Genomic DNA, 19,891 nt, shown 5'->3' with positions numbered 1-19,891 from the left:
CATGATTTGTTTTATGAAACAAATTAAATAATAGTTTATTTCTCAGAATAAGGATTATTATTGCGTTCTAATGTAAATTCATCTAACTTTTTACCGTCTATAGAATAAGCTTCATATATCAATTTGTTTTGATTAATTTGAAGCGCTGCAAACATAGGTTTATAATTTTGAAAATGGACTTGATGATAAAACTGACTCGCTTTTTTTTCGTTAAACTTTGTCCCTGATGAGTTGGTAGTTACGTATACGGTTCCTCTTTCATTGTTTCCAACAACCTCATTCCCTTTTAATGGATATGACCTAGAATATTCATGGTTATGTCCTTGTAATACAAGATCAACATTAAACTGATCAAAAATTGGAACAAGATGTTTAACAACTTTTTTATCTTGATTTCCTCCAAATGCAGGTCGATGAATGGCTACTATAGTCCATGGCTGTTCATTAGCTGCCAAATTATCTTGTAACCACTCTGCTTGATCTTTAATTTTTGACTCTGTGTTCAACATAACAAAGTGAACAGGACCATAGTCAAAGGAATAGTTTGTGCCTTCTACAACCCCAGCCGCACCATTTATCGGAAGATTAAAATGTGAAATAAAAGCATCCGCTGATTTTTTTACCAATTCATGATTTCCAGTGACCGGCATTATCGGATAGGTTGTAATCCATGGTTTAGCCTTTTCCAACAAGTAATTCCAAGAAGTATCCTCTTCAGGATGTTCCGTTAAGTCCCCATTATGCACAATGAACGCTGATTCCGGAAACGATTCAAAAGCGACTTGTAATGTTTGCTGCCATTGATCAAAATCATACTCCGTTATTCCTTGTGAATCAGTAACATTAATGAAAGTGAAGGAATCAACATCTGCTGCTGCCGTTATGAATGTATGGAACTCACTCCAATTTTCTTCTTCACCATCACCGACACGATATGTGTACATAGTGTTAGGTTGTAAACTAGTTGCTTGCACTTTATAAACAGCCTTCGTAATATTATTTTCCAATGTTAATTCTGAAACTTCACCTTCAAACGTACTAATATTTGTCTGATTTCGAAAATCTGCTAAATTCTCGCCCTCAATTAATTGAATAACAGCTCGATCTTGCCGTTGAAATGTATGCCAAGTAAAGGACCTGCTTGTACTAGGATCACCTTTAAATGTTGTAACAACAGCATGAGGAATTGTAGAGTTTCCCTTTGGAGATTCGTCGCTTGGTAATTCTTCCTTGATAATTAATTTATTTTTGGATGGTTGTTCGTTATGTTCTAGATTATTAGTTGTTGGGTTAGGTCGTTCTTTTTCAAAGACACCATTAAAACCTAATATAGCAAGTACAACGATAACAATAAATAGTGACATTAACACAATTTTTTTCGAGCTTTTCATTTACTCACCTTCTAATTCTCGCCGATTACTCTAGTTATTGAGCATAATCACCATTGTAATTCACAAGCGAAACATCATTAACTCCTTCAATTTCACTAATGCGTTGTACAAATGATGTATTATCATCAACTAAAGAAATTTCAACCGTCAATTCTGTAAATCCTTTACGAACTGTTTTCGATTTTAATTTAGATGCTAATTTATTTAATTCTACTCTCAATTCATTGATGGCTTCTTCTGTATGTCTCACAATTAACAAGTAAGATTGTTCTCGAATTTTTCTTTTGGAAAGCCATAATATTACTAGCCCAATAATTAGAGAACCACCGAGTGCTAGTGGATATGCCTTAGCACCGCAGGCAATACCTGCTGACAACGCCCAGAACATATAGACTATATCTAATGGATCTTTCACAGCTGTCCTAAAACGAACAATACTAAGCGCACCAACCATACCCAATGACAATACAATATTAGTGCTAATTGTCATAATAACAAGTGCTGTTATCATCGACATTAAGACAAATGACACGTTATAATTGTAACTATAGACAACGCCTCGAAATGATTTTTTATAAATCCAATAAATGAACATACCGATTAAAAATGAGAATAATAGCCCGAGCACTGTGTCTACTAAAGATATAGATTTAAATGTTTCTAGTCTTAAGACACTTGATTTAATAATATCTTGAAAACTCATTGTAATTCCTCCACTGTATATTATTCCTTATAATGAAGAATAGATCGTTCTCGACAAATGACGTATTTTGAAATGGATGATCGTATTTGACTTTTAGGCTGAACAATTTTTCTTACATGATCGGGTAAAAATGAATCGTACTTGACTTCCATTATCGTCTGTTCTGTTGGTATTGTTTCTTCTAATACAAGATTGGGATCAAATAAATTAATCGTGTTAATACCAGCTGACAATTTTTTATCGAAAGTTATCCTTACATTCCCAAATTCATAGATATATGCTTCCCTCCAGTAATCAACTATGACTATTGGTCTGAACATATAACTCACTAACGCTACATGAAACTCGCGTAATAAATTTTCTTTACTATTATATAGAAAGCCGTATTCCCCTAACCTAATCCACTCATATTGTTGTCTAGTTAGTGGTGCCGACTCTTTACATACAAAATCACCAAACTTACTTTTTCTTTCCAATTTAATCGTTTTATCTTCACCGTTATATATCCGAATTCGATACTTATCTCGTTTAAATACTCCATCGTTTTTTTCATCCAATGCACTTCGTTTAGGGTCATCAAAATAAAGACTTCGAATATTGTAGCCATCAGAATTAATCGAATGACGATCCATCGCTAATGCCATTGTAACTTTATTTTTCAAGGTCAGATAATCATGTAAATGCAAGTAAAATTTTTGTTCCGTCCGTAGTTTACGACCTCGAAATTCCATTTTACTTCACCTCAAATTGCTTAGTACCGAAATAGTACAATGTATTTTCTTTATCTTCGATATAATCAAATGCATATTGCTCGTTCCCTTTTTCATCTTTCACAGTTACTTTCATATAATAAATACCTTTGGGCAACATTTCGGAAGTATGGTATGCCTTTGCTAAATCATTCTCACTAAAAAGGACATTATTCATTGCAGCATCCTTTGCAATAGTTAATTGATAACGAAGTTTATCATCTTGAATATCAAATGAAATCCCCCACGAAAATTTGAGCTTTCCATCTTCTACTTCAACATCATTAACATAAAAAGGCTTCGGTCTCTCTATATCTTTCATTAATAGTTCCTTACTTAGCTTTGGTGTTTCAATCATCTTATTTAGTTCCGCATCAAATTCGGATACATGTTTAGGCAAATAGTTTTTATCCGGCATACGGTGTAAAAATGGCTCAACAATATCACGGTATTTATCAATTTGTTTTGCTATGGTTTCTTGATTCACATAATCCTCCAACTCTTCGACTTTTTTCAGAAGTTTTTCCACATTCTTCTCACTTCTAAAGTAACGAGAGTGTATAACATTTCCCCAGTAAGTACTAATCCCATGTTGAAATGGATGCCGATTTCGTGCTCTATGGAAAGAATAATCATAATCCCACGGAAGTAGATACCATATTTCAGAGTTAAGTGGAGAATACAGATAAAAGTTCTGTGACATTGTATCAACGTTATCTATTAAAATATTTAAGGCTGTCCAAGTTAAAAAATTTTCTTCATCAAAATGTTTCGCAATTGTTTCTTCAATAGGTATACCAAGATTATTTACATCTTCTAGCATACGAATCAATTTACTGTGATCTTTATTTCCTTTAATCTCTAAAATCTGTTCAAACATTGCTTCATCATATGCTGGATCGTTATAGTTTTTTATTTCATCACTTAAAAAATATTCAAAGTTAATAGCTTTATAAACATGACCATTGGGATCTAACAAGTGAGCTTTCAAAAACTTCTTATTCGGTTGCTCAATGTGAGTAAATAACCCTAGATCCTGATAACTAGTATCACTGTTATTATTTGATAAATCTTTCACGTATACATGTATATACTGGGTGCGCAAACTAGACATATTAGGAATTGTTTCCATTAGATCAAAGCTTAGTTTATTTCGCATCCGAGACAAATCAGCCACATGCTTGTTTAAATTAAGTTTACGTTGATCTAAATATGTGCCCGCATCTGGTTTTAATCTAATACCATATGACTTCTGAGATTCAAACCAAGTAGAATTACCACGTATTTCAATAGTAGCATTGGCTAAATCATCGTCATAACCAAACATTCCAGATTTAGGTCCCTTACCATCACTCAAACCTTCCTGAACAATTGCTGGTAGAGTTACAGCATTAAGCGGATCAGTTTGTCGGTTCAATGTATACCAATCCGTTTTATCAGCCGCATCTTCTGGAGGTAGAACCGTGATGTATAGTGTTTTTAATTCACTATCATCATCTCTTTCATATATTCGTTTATCTTCTACCAAACGAGTATCAAAAGTTTCGGGCATAGTTGCTCTATTTTTTACCGTTGCCCCTTCTTCATTAGCCTGTTCATCATTCAAATTGCTACAAGCACTTAACAAAAATACTAAAATTATTAATGAAGTTAAACCAACTATTTTTTTACTAGTCTTTTTAACCTTTATTTTCGAGTCAATGCTTATACTGTTAATTGGCTGTGAACAAAAAGTAAAGTAATCAATATTTTTTAGTACATACTTTAATCGATATAACGCAAGTAATAATGTTATAAAAGATGCAATAAACATACCCACTCCATCAAACTCCAATCGCATCATAATAAAGGTAAACACAATGTTCAAAATAAAATAAGTTAGACCGATGCCAAACACACCTTTTTGATCATCAAAGTACATTAGAATATGAGTGATAACAAAATAGACGATAAACAAAAAGTATGCTAAAGCTAATATGATAAATAAATCTAATTGCCTCATTGAAAAACCTATATTCGGCAAAAATTTTATTCCTAAAGCAACAGCCAAAATAGTACACAATATTTGAATTTCCATCAGTTTACTAATCTGTTTAATTAGTGTTTGTTGCATTTGTAACTTCGCTTCATTTATATCTGCGATAGTGCCCCCTTCTAGCACTTGCATATAATAGACTTTAAACTTTGTATAAAATGCTGTCTCAACAGAAATAACAAAGGTTACTAGTGTTGGCATTACAGATATAAATGCAAAGAACACAGGTAAATCATAAAAAGGCATCATTTTAAACTGATCAGCAACGACTGATGAACTATCACTTAACCAATATACAAAGTTATGTAAATAAACTCCTGAATAAACAAAAACGCCAGTAAAAAACATAGTTGTATGTTTTCTGTAATACTTGAGAAACTCAAAAAAATACTTTACGTTTGCTCGTGGAAATCTCTGTTCAAAGTGAATGGCGGATAATATCACAATTAGGAAAAACCCGACATCCAGTGAAAGCAATGCGGCTGTTGTAATATCCATATCCATAATGTAGAACGTAAACCATCCCATTCCGATAGCTGCAATTGTTCCAATAACAAATCCGCGTACTATCCGCACATAATCTTTTAATGCAGACAAATATACACCTTGGACCCATACAATAGTTAAGAGAACAAAGAACAAAAAAGCAACAGCTTTATAATGAATACCAGCAGAAACATTGATCAGAAATAATAGAGCTGTTACTGATGATAGTGGAAGTAAAATAATCAAAGAACCATAGTAAGATGACATTAATCTATCATAATACTTTTGATAAATCATATCTGCAACATATCGTGTTAATACCATTGTAAAACCACTAGTAATGATAATAGAAAAGATGAAAGAATAAGAAACAGTAGCTGTATACAACTCCCAATCCAAATAAGTAGTTCCTTCTGTCGACATCATTCGTTGCAACAGTATGATCAAAAACATACTAATAATCATCGGTCCTATCGTTGTTAAAGACGAATAGGCATAGGCCTTTATATTATTTACTAAGCCTTGCTCACGAAATAATTTTCTTAATTCAAACCCTATTCCCGCCAATTCACTCACCTCCTAATTTGCTATATATTTTTCTGTAATTGGTAATAACATCCCTTTGTCGATAGTATGTTTTTACTCGTTCATAAGCATTTTTGCCCATCTCAACACACATTTTTCTGTTTTTATACAAACTAATTACTGCATTTGCTAACATCTCATAGTGCATAACTGGAACAATTATGCCAGCTTTCCCAATTCTATCATCCAATCCTTCTAGGAGTTCTCGACAACTACCTACATTCGTCGCCACAAACGGTTTACCAGCTGCCATTCCTTCTAATATAGCTAAAGGTTGACCTTCGCTAATACTAGTAAGCATAAGAACATCCATTCTTCCAATGTAATCTTTGATTGGTATTGATCCAGTAAATATTACATCTTGCACATGAAGTATCTCTACTAACTGTAAACACTCTTCATAATAATCCAAGTCTTCTTCATAGGGGCCCATGACATAAAATTTTGCTGAAGGAATCATTTCCTTAATTAAAGAGAAACTTTGAATCATCGTTTTTATGTCTTTAATCGGGACAACTCTTACTATTGCTCCTATCCAAAACTCGTCTACTGGCTTATCTTCAGGAAGATTTTCATAGTCTGAAATATTAACTCCATTGGGGATAATGGAAATTTTTTCTGCAGGACAACCGAGTTCCATTTCAATTTCTTTATTACGACTAAACAATGTAACTACTTGATTTGAATGTTCGTAAGCACATGATGAAATACGATAAAAATACTGTATCCACAAATCTTTAAAATAACCTTTAACCCAGTCTGCTTTAATAATTTCTTCTTCACGTTCACGAGAATAGATCCCATGCTCAGTTAGTAAAAACGGCTTATTATAAATTTCTTTCGCTACTACTCCGATTACACCAGCATATCCTGTAGATACACTATGATACACATCTGCTTCTGGGATACCTTCTCTAATCGTCAAAAATAATGGAAGTATCATCGATCGAACAGCCCAAAACATTTCCGTAAATGGTACTAATGGATAGCGTTCATGACATACTTCCTCTAAAATATCAAAAAAATCACGACTTGTTAAAAAGTCAGAAACTTGATTAAATTGACTACTTCGTATCATTCGTATAAAAGCTAACCAGTCCATTTGACTAGAAGCGCCCAGTAACGCCTTTACATTATCTTTTTGCTCTTTAGTTAAATTGAAACGTTGTCCCCACTTATTTGAATCTTCCATGTAGGCATCCAAAAAAACTTCTTTTACTTCAACTACATTACTGGGTAAGGTATATTTAAATATCCCTTTTTGTTTCCTCTGAGCTGCAATTGCATAGATAATAAACTCGTGCTCAGGCATCTGTATTGCAATATTTTGAATCCAGCTCGACACACCACCTGTAACATAGGGGTACGATCCTTCTGCAATAATGCAGATTTTCATATTTTCACCTACTTAGCTCAAATGAAAAATTCTGCTCGTATGCAGTAACCAAATATGTGTTCTGATCAATCTGCTGCACATCACAATTATTCATTTCGGCAATTTTTTTATCCGTTCGTAAAATGAAATACTGTTCTTTTGCTAATGTAGTTGATTTTGCACTAATACGATTTCCTTCATACTGAATCTCCAATTCACTTTGCAATAAATGTGCAACATCTATAGCCGCCTCTGCAGAAGTAATACTTCTAAGCCAAGGATAATTTGTCTCCACCCGATTCAGTAACTGCTCAAAATCTTTGTATAGATCCGTCCATACTCGATCACGATTTCGATCTTTATCTAATAAATCATCAGGATGCAAGAAATGTGAAAATACACCGATAGAATTAACTGTATTCGCTTCAAACCAAACATTATAAGGTGTATCGAAATATCCCGAAGTAATTCTCGGCATCTCAACAACACCATCTTCTGCAACTTCAAACTCTTGTACATATGCTCGATTATCAGGATCAATACCATACAACGATGCGATTACTGACATTTCTGGCCATGCTTCCGTTAGCGCTTTTCTTCCCTCAGGTCCAAGCACGTTAGAAGGAGGTACATATGACATAGGCTTATAGTTAGGTAGTGCTTCCCCTAAATATTCTAAAATTGCAGTTATCGAAGCCTTCATATCATCTGCTCCCGGCCATGCTTTGTAGTCGAAATGTTTAGCTATACTAGCATTTGTTTGCATCGACTGATGATTATAACCATGTATTCCAACTTCTCCCTCATTTTTAATAACTTCTCGTCCAAATGATATTAAATTATGTTTTTCTTCATCATCAAGTCGAGGAAATGGTGACTTTACATTATCTTGATACGTTTGAATAGTAACCGCAGTGTATTTAAGATCATACTTATTAGCAGCACTTAACATCTGTGGCCACCAAATATCTCTAAAAAATGAAGGAATATCTTTTCCGTATAGCTTATAGATCTCTTCGTCCCTTCCCATACGAAACGGAGCTGGGAAATCATCAATATAAAATATTTTCGTGTTAAATATAGGATACATATAATCTGGAGTTAACAAACTAATCCCACCAGATATTATTCCTCTAAAGTCTTTTTGATCTAAAGCACTTCCATTAAATATAACGAAGCTACCCAATCCATATTCTTTTTTCCACATTAACGGTAACTCACCACTCGTTTGGGCTAACAATTGAATACTATCATCCAATTCACCAGCTACAATATCATTGTAGATAAAATTATCAGTAAAACTCGATCCGTTAAGTCCAATTAGTACATTAGAAGTTAACTCAATTCCAAATTCACCAATCATATGTGTAAAATGAACAAAACCTAGTTTGCGATACATTTGAGCCATTACATCACTTGGATGGCTTGAACGCATAACAAATAGGCTCCCACCTTCACTTACGTACTCATCCATATTATCGATGTCATATTCCAACTCTTCTAATGACACCGTCAATAAAACAGCGGAACACTCTTCAAACACAAATGTTTCTTTATCCATATTGACTACTCGATAGGGCTGCTTCATATACTCCAAAACTTGCATAGTATTATCTTTGATCGCAACACTTAACTCATCCACACCATCATATACTAGACAATAAGTGTTGTCGGCTGTTTTGTCAGAGACAGTCATATTCACCGATAAATTATTTTTCATTTCATGTTTTAATAACTTCACATTTTCACTTTGCTCATACACTGTTGAATTATCCATAAATTTCAAAACAAACTGAGATCGTGCAATTTGAGTAACTATTGCTAACAAAAGTACTGCAATCAAAATAATAATAATACTACGACTAAATTTCACATCATTTTTCATTCTATGCTCCTTCTGACCAAAACCTAACAACTGTGAGTGCTTGATTAGATAAACTTACCGATGATTGTTTCAACAGATTTAGAGTTTGTTGTAATTTCGTCCATGATTTCATTTCATAATAGATTTTTAAAAGATGCAAATAAGCATTTTCACTATATGGATATGATTGTAAATAAGCTTGTCCACTCTTCTCCGCACCATTATAATTTCCTAATTTTAATTCGATCTTTATTTTTTCTTGAAATGCCCATTCTAAGTCGTTTGAAATTAATAGATATTGATCCAATACTTGCAAGTAGGTATATCTATATTGCAACATTGTTCTATCATCTAGAAAACCACTTCGCATATATCCATCAATAATTTCAGCATACGTTTTTACAACTTCTTCATTATATGGGTTCTCTTCGTACTCAACAGATAATTGCTGCAAGGATAATACTAACTTTCGTTTTGCTTCCATAATCGCACTTACTGCATAATGCGAAGTTTCTGTATCCTCATTACTTACTGCTTGTTGTAGTACATCTAAATACTGCATAGAATCTTTTTTAAGTACATCTATCATCACTCGTCTACGAGCTTTATGCTCACTGACAATTAATGCTTCTTCAATAGAGACGACATTTAACTCTTCTTCTTTTCCAACAATTTGATGAATTCCCATATTGCGAATGGAATGTGCTTCTTGTTGTCGTTCTACATAGTCTGCAAACTTCTCATCTGATTGATTGATTAGCCGGCGAGGAAAAAATATAGGCATTAGCCATCCGACTACTGGTAAAGCAGTTACTACTACCATTTTTAATAGTTTTTCTGGCCACGTCTGTTTAAAACACAAAATAATAATAGCGTACGAGACCAAAATGTACAGAACAATCCATAACCAAAGCATAATATTACTCCTCCTTATACAAGGAATAAGTTATTTCTTCATGAACTAGTCGTTCAATAACTCGAAAAGCAGCCTTTTCGTCCGTGTTTGCTAATAATATTCTAATCACATTCTCTTCGAACAGCGACATATAATCAGTTAATCTCAGTTTTTGCACAATAAAGTAAGAGGCATCTTCAGCAGATATCCCATTCAATTTAGCATTAACTATCATATATGGTACATCATGCTGTTCTAATGCTTGCTTCTTAGAATTAACAATGGAATCAAAATACTCGTATTTAAGTAGTTCCGTATTATTCCAATATCTTTTTTCTTCCATAGCATTATTGTATAGAAAAGCTTTATTTAATTCGGTCGAAATCAAATCTGTTGTTACTTTGAATAAATTTTGATGATACAATGATAATTGCTCAAATTGTAATCCATCGATCATTATAATCGCTACGACTTGCCCATTATTCTCAATAACTGATGCCATTAGCGGATATATAGGATCAAACTTTTTATTTATAAAAAGTTCTTTTGTCTGTAGCATATTTTGTAATTGTCTATATTCAGCAACCTTTAATGAACGAATAATTTCATCCGGTTGGTAGCCATAGTTTGTTAATAATCGCAAGTAAGCTTGTGATTTATCAGTCGTATAGATAGCTACTTTAGGTACATCTAATATGTTTTTGATGACATTAACTGCTGCTGTTAATACTTGCTCGGGCTCCAAACTCTCTAGCTCTTTTGTTGCTCCGTAGACCTTTCCATAACTATCGCTCGAATTAAGAATACGTTCTTGTAGCTCCTCTTTTACTTCACGTATCTCATGATATACATCTTCCAAAAAGTGATATTTAATAGTTAAATCATTAATAGTTTTTTCATGTTGTTGAATGATTATATTCCTTCGTTCTACAGAATAGCCAATAACTAAACCAATAAATAAATAAATAGCAACCTGAAATATAAAATCTGTATCATAAGTTAGTGATACATATTCTCTTCCATCTTGAATTTTTTGGTATATTAACAGTCCAGAAGATAGTACTACCGCAAGGATAGACTGTTTATTCCCATAAATAAGACCAATGATTACTATGTAGAAAATTTTCACATCGATAGTACCGTAAGTGCTGTTAAAATACGTTATTGTTAACCATGCCGTTAAAACAAATGCTAGTATGTTTTCTAGCGTAGGCATAGATTTCTTTAGTATTATGCGCCAATTTTCTTTTGTTTCTGCACTTCGAACAGGTGCTACAGATGACGAAGCAGCAATTTGCTCCTTTGCTAATTGATGCGTATAATATACAAATGTTCTTTGTAAACCTTCTTCCAATGAATATAATGGTGACCAGTCAAAATCTTTCATGAACTTTGCGTTATCTAGTACTATATGATTTATATCTTCTTCTTTGCTAGGTTTATTTTGAATAGAAGAAGAAACGGGCATTAATCTTTGAAACATTGCAGCGAGTTCGTTAATGCTTGTTGCTACATTGGTCGATACGTTGTATATCCCTTCTTCATTACTATTAGAAGCACGATAGACAGCATAGGCTACATCTTCCACATAAATAAAATCACGAGTCTGTTCCCCATCACCGTATATGACTAACTCTTGATTGCGCAAAGCTTGATGGAAGTACCGTCCAATAACTCCTCGTTTACTAGATTGTTTTGGACCATAAACATTAGACAATCGTAACGTTAATGTTGATAATTCATGTATATCTGACCACTCTTTACAGTACATCTCTCCTGACAACTTACTAATCCCATATGATGTATCAGGTGAGCAATCTAATTGCTCATGTAAACTTATATGCTCCTGATTCCCATATACAGAAGCAGAAGATAAGTAGATAAATTTTTTCACATGATGTTTTTTTGATAATGTTAACATATTAACTAAACCGGAAATGTTGGATTGTACTTCTTTGATGGATTTATGCGGGAAATCAGAAGGTGTATTGGTTAGAGCTGCTGCATGCACTACAATATCAAATTTATTAAAACGAAAAATTTCGGAACACTTTTCATCCTCAATTGATAACATATAACTTTTGTGTTTAAAATCAACATTCTCTTTACGTGAAGCACTTAAATTATCTATAATAAAAACTTCATTACCTTCTTTATAAAACCTTTCTGCCACATGAGATCCAATAAATCCATAACCACCTGTTATTAATACTTTCATCAGCGAACTTCACTCCATATCAATACTTTCATACTCTTGTTAGAAAATATTCCGCTGTTTTAGTGAGACCTTCGTCAATAGTATATTCCGGTGTCCAATTCAAAGCAGAAACTAATTTTCTATTATCAAGTACAGACTCTTTTATATCCCCGACCCGTGCTTCCAAATAGCGTACATCATCTACTGGATTGAGTTTATCTAATACAGCAATAATATCATTTACACTTGTCTGTTTATTCGTAGACAAATTATATATGCCAATCAATGAACTCATAGCACCTTCATATATAGCTGATGCAACATCCTCAACAAAAACAAAATCCCTTGTTTGATTGCCATCCCCATACACTAATAATGGTTTATTTGACTGAAGGCAATCCATAAAAATAGATACCACGCCTCCCTCACCATCACTATTTTGTCTAGGTCCATACACATTAGAAAATCTAAACGATAAAGTTGAAACAGAAGTAAAATCGTTCCAAATAGTACAATATTGTTCTCCAGTATATTTGCTTAATCCATATGGTGATTGTGGTATACAACTGAACTGTTCAACAATAGGTAATGTAGTCTGTTCTCCATACACTGCTGCTGAAGATGCAAAGATGAATTTTTTGACGTTATATTTTGTAGACAGTTGTAGCATATTCAATAAACCAATAATATTAATATTTGCATCTTCTATTGGAGATACTATGGAAGCTGCTACACTTACTTGAGCCGCTAAATGAACTACAATATCAAACTGATGCGTTTGAAATATTTGTTCGCAAGCTTCATCTTCAACATCCACTACATAACCAGTATGAGCAAATAAAACGTTGCTTTTCTTCCCTGTACGTAAGTTATCTATAATAAATATTTCATGATTTTCTTTAGCAAATCTCTCAGCAACATAGGAGCCTATAAAACCATAGCCACCTGTAACTAGTATTTTCATTTTTCTACCCACTTTCTAAAATAGGATATAATAGTACAATTTCTACATAACTTTTCCATAATAACATCTTTCGACATTTTTATCCATAGTAATTCATCATTTTACATTTATATAATCATTTGTATATAAATCTATTTTTATAGTTATAAACAAAAAAACCTCACCTTCAAAACTTAGTATAATAATAGCTTTTCTCATTATCGAGAAGTAGCAAACTAAGTTTTGACGGCAAGGTATTTATCATTTTCTACATAGGAAATATATTACTTATCGTTATTCTAAAATATAATCGAGCATACTGTCTTGCGGCACCTTATCAACTCTTTCATCATTCAACATTAATCCAATAGTTATTTCATCGCCTTTACGTAAATTCAGCAAGTTTAATGGTACTGCTATTTCGGTAATTTCGCTCATTTGAACAATTTCCTTATTAGCATTTAAATCACTCACCTCACGATAAGACCACGTTTTACCATCACCAATATATCGGTATAAATACCCATATTCAACCAAGTAATCTATTCCCGTTTCTTTCCAACGACTTGTCTGAAATCCCGTATTTGAATCTAGATCAGCATTTATAAATACTTGCATTTTTTCATTCAATAGTCTACCTTCAATTAATAAATACAAGTATTGATTATCATTTTTCACTTTAAACGAAGCTATATTACCTGGACCTTCAACTATTTTTTTCACTTCTGACCAGTCAGCTTTATTGCCATCTATCATGGTTTTCTGCCCTTTTTCATTTCCTGAATTTTCCGGGTTACCATTTTCACTGGGAGGAGTTGGGTGTATAACTTGTTGCAAATCAACCTCCACCATTTTATTGTGAAGTGGAAGCTTGTGCTTGGATGAATCATTCCACAGATAACCAATCTTAATTTGTTCTTCATTCGTTGTACCTATATCTTTAAGTGGTATAGCATATTCTATTACGTTAGTAGTTTGAGCAAATTGACCTAATTTCTTATATGACGAAATAGTAGACCACTTCCACTGATCTGCTTTTTTTCCGTTAAATTTATATAGTACACCGTCTTCTATTAAATAATTCGCACCTTTTTCAGACCAATATGGTACAGCAAACTTAGTATCTTTATTGTCTACTTGAATATACAACTGACTTTTTTTGTGTAGTAAATTTCCTGTCACAGCGACATATAATACATCCTTTTCTATTGTAGCTTTCAAAGTACGTACATTCGATTCACTACTTGCTAGCGTTCCATAGTTATGCCAGTCATCAATAAGCCCATCAATTGTAATTTGTTGTTCATCGCCACTCCCCAGTTTTACTGTAGGTTCTGGCGTTACTTCAGGTACGCGTGTTGGTTCTGGTGTTGCAGTTGGTTCTGGCGTTGCTATAGGTTCTGGTATTGGCTTTTGATTACTAAACTCAACAGCTCCTATATCAACTTGTTTACCTATCATTCTTTGTTGACCATAATAGTCATGCTCTGGAAGCATCCCTATTTTAGATGTTCCACGATCAATAGCTGGCGAAAATTTGGCTACATTAATATCATTGCTTTCAATCTTTTCGATTTGAGGATCATTATATATCGAGTTACGATCGAAGCCAGTACTCCGTTGAAATTCAGCCCAAGTTTTATAAGTAACTCCATCATATCTCCAACTTATTGAGTTAACATCATCTACTCTATAATATAAATTGTAATCAATAACATTATTTTTACCAGTAGTGTTAGATTTTCTAATAAATGATTTCTTAGGAAAAGTATAAAATATATTATTAGCAATAGTATTGTTCTCATTATGATTCTGAATCGTAACTTCACCATAACCTAGTTGCAGATTATCATTCATATAGAAAGTATTATTAATTACATTATTATTGTAAGCTCCACCATTATTAGTTCCGGAGCCTCCCATAATTAAACCGGCACCCTTATTATGATGTATATAGTTATTTTGGACTATAACATCACTTGTCGATTTGGAGTATTTTTCACTTGCAAGTTCAATTCCAAAATTATTATTGTAAACTTCATTATTTTCAATAATTACATTTCTTCCACCATCTACGTATATCCCTGCTGCAATTCCATTGTTTTTCCCATAAACAGGATTGTTTCTGGTATCGATATTATAAACAATATTACTAGACACAACTCCATTGCGTGCTTGATCTTCACAAGGTTTAGAGCACGTATTATAAAATCCAGCAATGTCGATGCCTATATTATTATTATCATGTATTCTATTATTATCGATAATAAAACCATCTACATTTCCTACTACTGTTACGGATTCACTAGAACCAGTGACTAAATCATGTACATCGTTTCCACTTATCACAATATCTGTAATCGCTTTAAAATTATCTCCATAAACTAAAATCCCATGTGCATTTCCTCTAGACGATACGTTTTGTATATGATGTACATTATTATTTAATATTTGAATGTGAGACCCGCCGCCTTGTATCTTAATTCCTGCAGGATACTCATTTGAACTATTACTAGTTAAACCTCTAATTTCAAAACCATCAACGATAACATGATTTGCACCACGAAAATGAAATAAAGCACCTTTTCCACTAGAAACCTTTAATTTACTTCCATCTATAATAACTTCTTCACCTGGATAAGCTTGAAATACAATAGATCCATGCTTTTCATTACCAGAATTACGCATCAAAATAAACTCTTCATAAATTCCTTCTCTAACTAATACTGTTTCTCCAGGCATTAAGCTATCAGCAGCTTTTTGAATAGATCTCCACGGATCTTCTTTCGTACCTTTACTATTATCATTTCCTGTCACAGACACATAATAAATTTTCCCTGGAGAATAATTATCTGAATAGGATAGAGCATTTACATGTGACAAAAAAAACATCATTACCATACACATAATAAAACTGATCTTTACACTGCGCATGCTTCTTTCAATACGTAGTTTTTTACTATCTTCCACCATAAAGAACAGCCCCTAACTCTAAGTCTAAGACTCCATAACAAGTAATCTACCTTTTTTCCTTTTTTCACTATATATAGCTATAATTAAATTTTATCATAACATAATTTTCTATAATACGGACAAACGTTTGACTTACAACTTTCTTTTAATTCAGCTATAAACTTCCATAAAATAACAACAAAAAAACTATTTACTCAATATAAGTAATAGTTATACATATTTTATCATTTATTAACTATAATACCTAGTTTTCCTAACTATATGTAGTGTAATTTTTTTTAAATTTCTTATTTATTCCATTAAATTATCGAAATGAAAAAAGTATAATTGAATAGTCGAGTAGGATCTGTATTATATTAGAATTTGCTAAAGTAGAAGAACAAGCGATTGCAGAGGGGTTTTTTCGTTTTGCAGAGATGTTGCTGTAGAAGAACATCTCTGCACATGATAGTCTATTTATTGATCAAAAGAAATTAATCGAACACGTTTAATTCCTTCAATTGTTGTTAAATCTTTTATGACCTGAGCAGTTACTTTTTTATCAATTTTCACAATCATTACCGCTGAACCACCAACTTCGTTTCGACCAACTTGCATCGAAGCAATGTTTATGCCATTATCTCCAAGTAACATTCCAACGCTACCAATGATGCCTGGTTTATCTTGGTGAGATATATTCAAAATATCTCCTTCTAATGGAATTTCCACTGGATAAGGTCCTATTTTTACAAGACGTTCACCCACGCTAGGTAGAATAGAACCAGTAACCCATCTTTCTTCCACTGTTGTCTTAATATGAATCGTAATTTCGTTCGTAATCTTTTCTGTTAGCAACGTTTTACGCTCGGTAACCGTAATATCACGCAATTTCGCCAAATGAACACTATTAACAATATTCACTTGATTAGCACCAAGATGATGAGTAAGTACTCCCTTTAACACATAAGGAATAAGTGGCGTAATATTAATCGTTGCTAACTCTCCAGAACAATCAATGATTACTTCTTCCACTGCCCCATCCGTCATTTGAGCGAGTGCTTTTCCTAGTTGTTCAGACAATGTAAAATAAGGCTGTATTTTGCTTAATAGTTCATTTGGTACTGGTGGCATATTTACAGCATTTTTAAATGGTTGGTTGTGTAATATATGAATTATTTGTTCCGCTACATCGATGGCAACATTCTCTTGTGCTTCCAACGTGGACGCTCCCAAATGTGGTGTAACTATAATGTTCGGATGCTTTAAAAACGGATGATCTGCTTCAGGTGGCTCATGTTCAAAAACATCAAATGCAGCTCCAGCTACAATCCCCTCATCTAATGCAACTAACAGCGCCTGCTCATCTATAATCCCGCCACGGGCACAGTTAATCATACGCATACCTTTTTTCATTATGGCAAATTGTTGTTCCGATATGAGGTGACGAGTATCATTCGTAAGTGGAGTATGAACAGTTATAAAATCAGCCTGCTGCACAATTTCATCAATTGTTGCTAACTGAATTCCTGCTGCCTTTGCTTGTTCTTCTGAAAAGTAAGGATCATATCCCATTATTTTCATACCAAAAGCTGTCGCACGTTTAGCTACTTCTAGCCCAATGCGACCAAGTCCAAGTACAGCCAGTGTTTTATTATTCAGCTCTACGCCGATAAACGTCTTACGATCCCATAATCCAGCTATCGTTTTGCGATAGGCTTGTGGAATATTTCTAGCTAACGACAACATCATCGCAAATGTATGCTCACTCGTCGTAATCGTATTACCATCTGGAGCATTAATGACAATAATGCCATAACTTGTCGCTGCCTCCAAATCGATATTATCAACGCCTACACCTGCTCGTCCAATCACCTTTAATCGAACGCCCGCTTCCATAATGCGCGGTGTCACTTTTGTTTGGGAGCGAACGAGTAATGCATCATACTCATGAATAATAGCGATTAATTCCTCTTCGTTTAAACCAGTCAATTTCGTTACTTCCACATCATTAGCAGCAGAAAATTGCTGTAAACCATTATCACTAATCGGATCCGATACTAAAATCTTAAACATGGACAATTCTCCTTCTAGTTTCCTGTATAAAAAGTATAGTGTTAGTATAACAACGTATGAGCCTAATTTCTACATCCAAAAGAGATTTGCTGTATCCGCCTATCGTTTGAACGACTACTTTTCCTAGCAAACAGCTGCTTCATTCCCCTCGAATATTAACTAGTAAAGCACTTTTCTTTTTACGAAAATTTCCATATATAACTAGATGAGCAATTAACCCAGCAACCAATCCCCAAAAAGCACCGCCAATACCGAGTAACGTTACATTTGCAGCAGTTGCTAGAAATGTTATCAGCGCCGTTTCGCGTCCCTTTGGTTCACTTAATGCATTAGCTAAACTACCTCCTATCGTTCCCAACAACGCTAATCCGGCTAATGTTGCGATGAAAGTAGCAGGAAGTATTAGAAATAGAGCTGCTAGTGTAACTCCAAATATACCAACGATTATATAAAAAACACCACAAGCAATACCAGCGATATAACGTTTCGATTTATCTTCATGTGCATCTTTTCCTGTACAAATCGCTGCTGTAATAGCTGCTATATTAAAAGCATGTGATCCAAAAGGTGCTGCCAGCAAAGATCCCAAACCTGTGATCACTAATATTGGGTTAGCACTTGTCTGAAATCCATCATTACGCAAAACGAGCATTCCTGGCATATATTGACCTGTCAACGTAATAATAAAAAGAGGTAAAGCGACACCTAGTATAGCTTGCAAGGTAAATTCCGGAAAAACAAATACTGGCGTTGCAACTGCTAATCGCATAGTACTGAAGTCTGTTATACCTGTCATAATTAAATACAGAATTCCAATAATCAATATACCAACAATAGCATAACGAGATGTTATCCTTCTTAATACAACATAACTAATAAATAATATAATAACCAGCATTGGATCAACTTCAGCCCCACCAAAAGCAGATATACCAAACTGTAGTAAAATACCTGCTAGCAAACCAGAGGCAATACCGGCGGGAATGAGTTTTACTAGTCGTTCAAACATACCGGATAAACCTAAAATAATAAAAGCTAGCGCTGATATCATATACGCACCAATTGCTTCTGAGTAAGGAGTTGTTGCAAGTGTTGTCACAAGAAATGCTACACCCGGCGTAGACCATGCTGTTATAATCGGTTCCTTGTAGCGATAACTTAACCAAATTCCTGTAATTCCTACACCAATAGATATGGACCAAATCCAAGAAGCTGTCATCTCCGGTGTTAATCCAGCGACTTTGGCAGCTTGAAAAACTAAAATAAAAGTACCTCCATAGTTAACAATGACGGATATTAGCGCTGCAACACTAGGAGTTATAAAATCTCTAGCTTGTAATGAAGTTGTTTTTTTCGTCATTTCATTTTCTCCTTCTCTTCTATCATTCCATTCCTTGCCTTTCCATTCCATCAGTGTAATTTCATCACTAACTCCTCCTCGCTAATGAACGATCAACGGACGATATGCTTGAATGAATCGTCAGTATAACAAGTATTGGATCGGTTATATATATCCAAAATTCTTATTTCAAGCAATCCATTTCTCTGTCATCCACAGAACCTTTAAATTCAAAATATCTTGTATCTACATAAGTAAAGCTAAACTATCTCAACGAAAAAAAGTCGCATGGCGCTCTCAGCGC

General features: G+C 33.9%; 12 protein-coding genes. All 12 read right to left on the bottom strand.

Annotated features, from left to right (window positions below; genetic code table 11):
* Positions 1-35: 35 nt before the first annotated feature.
* Complete coding sequence (locus ACFSTH_RS01625; RefSeq protein WP_377775638.1) at positions 36-1,391, bottom strand: metallophosphoesterase; 1,356 nt, start codon at positions 1,389-1,391, stop codon at positions 36-38.
* Between the two features lie 34 nt (positions 1,392-1,425).
* Positions 1,426-2,094, bottom strand: a complete 669-nt coding sequence (locus ACFSTH_RS01620) for a DUF4956 domain-containing protein (RefSeq protein WP_377775636.1) — start codon at positions 2,092-2,094, stop codon at positions 1,426-1,428.
* Positions 2,095-2,114: 20 nt separating this feature from the next.
* The gene (locus tag ACFSTH_RS01615) at positions 2,115-2,825 is read right to left on the bottom strand and encodes a polyphosphate polymerase domain-containing protein (RefSeq protein WP_377775634.1); all 711 of its coding nucleotides are present in this window, start codon (positions 2,823-2,825) and stop codon (positions 2,115-2,117) included.
* 1 nt (position 2,826) lies between these two features.
* On the bottom strand, positions 2,827-5,931 hold the full coding sequence (gene pelG, locus ACFSTH_RS01610; RefSeq protein WP_377775632.1) for an exopolysaccharide Pel transporter PelG: 3,105 nt from the start codon (positions 5,929-5,931) through the stop codon (positions 2,827-2,829).
* 1 nt (position 5,932) lies between these two features.
* Positions 5,933-7,345, bottom strand: a complete 1,413-nt coding sequence (gene pelF / locus ACFSTH_RS01605) for a GT4 family glycosyltransferase PelF (RefSeq protein WP_377775630.1) — start codon at positions 7,343-7,345, stop codon at positions 5,933-5,935.
* A gap of 4 nt (positions 7,346-7,349) precedes the next feature.
* Positions 7,350-9,209, bottom strand: coding sequence for a DUF2194 domain-containing protein (locus ACFSTH_RS01600; protein ID WP_377775628.1), 1,860 nt, complete (start codon positions 9,207-9,209; stop codon positions 7,350-7,352).
* Position 9,210: 1 nt separating this feature from the next.
* Positions 9,211-10,104: a tetratricopeptide repeat protein gene (locus ACFSTH_RS01595; RefSeq protein ID WP_377775626.1), complete on the bottom strand. Its 894-nt coding sequence runs from the start codon at positions 10,102-10,104 to the stop codon at positions 9,211-9,213.
* A 4-nt stretch (positions 10,105-10,108) separates the two neighbouring features.
* On the bottom strand, positions 10,109-12,301 hold the full coding sequence (locus ACFSTH_RS01590) for an NAD-dependent epimerase/dehydratase family protein (protein WP_377775624.1): 2,193 nt from the start codon (positions 12,299-12,301) through the stop codon (positions 10,109-10,111).
* A gap of 28 nt (positions 12,302-12,329) precedes the next feature.
* The gene (locus tag ACFSTH_RS01585; protein WP_377775622.1) at positions 12,330-13,244 is read right to left on the bottom strand and encodes an NAD-dependent epimerase/dehydratase family protein; all 915 of its coding nucleotides are present in this window, start codon (positions 13,242-13,244) and stop codon (positions 12,330-12,332) included.
* A gap of 273 nt (positions 13,245-13,517) precedes the next feature.
* Positions 13,518-16,196: a right-handed parallel beta-helix repeat-containing protein gene (locus ACFSTH_RS01580; RefSeq protein ID WP_377775620.1), complete on the bottom strand. Its 2,679-nt coding sequence runs from the start codon at positions 16,194-16,196 to the stop codon at positions 13,518-13,520.
* A gap of 456 nt (positions 16,197-16,652) precedes the next feature.
* The gene (serA, locus tag ACFSTH_RS01575; RefSeq protein ID WP_377775618.1) at positions 16,653-18,248 is read right to left on the bottom strand and encodes a phosphoglycerate dehydrogenase; all 1,596 of its coding nucleotides are present in this window, start codon (positions 18,246-18,248) and stop codon (positions 16,653-16,655) included.
* 139 nt (positions 18,249-18,387) lie between these two features.
* Positions 18,388-19,608 (bottom strand): benzoate/H(+) symporter BenE family transporter, encoded by a 1,221-nt coding sequence (locus ACFSTH_RS01570; RefSeq protein ID WP_377775616.1) that lies wholly within the window; start codon positions 19,606-19,608, stop codon positions 18,388-18,390.
* Positions 19,609-19,891: the final 283 nt, after the last annotated feature.

The sequence above is a fragment of the Paenibacillus yanchengensis genome (assembly GCF_042684845.1).
In the GTDB taxonomy this organism is placed as follows: domain Bacteria; phylum Bacillota; class Bacilli; order Paenibacillales; family Paenibacillaceae; genus Pristimantibacillus; species Pristimantibacillus yanchengensis.
The sequence above is the reverse complement of the archived record's forward strand: the minus strand, read 5'-3'. Positions and strand labels throughout refer to the sequence as shown.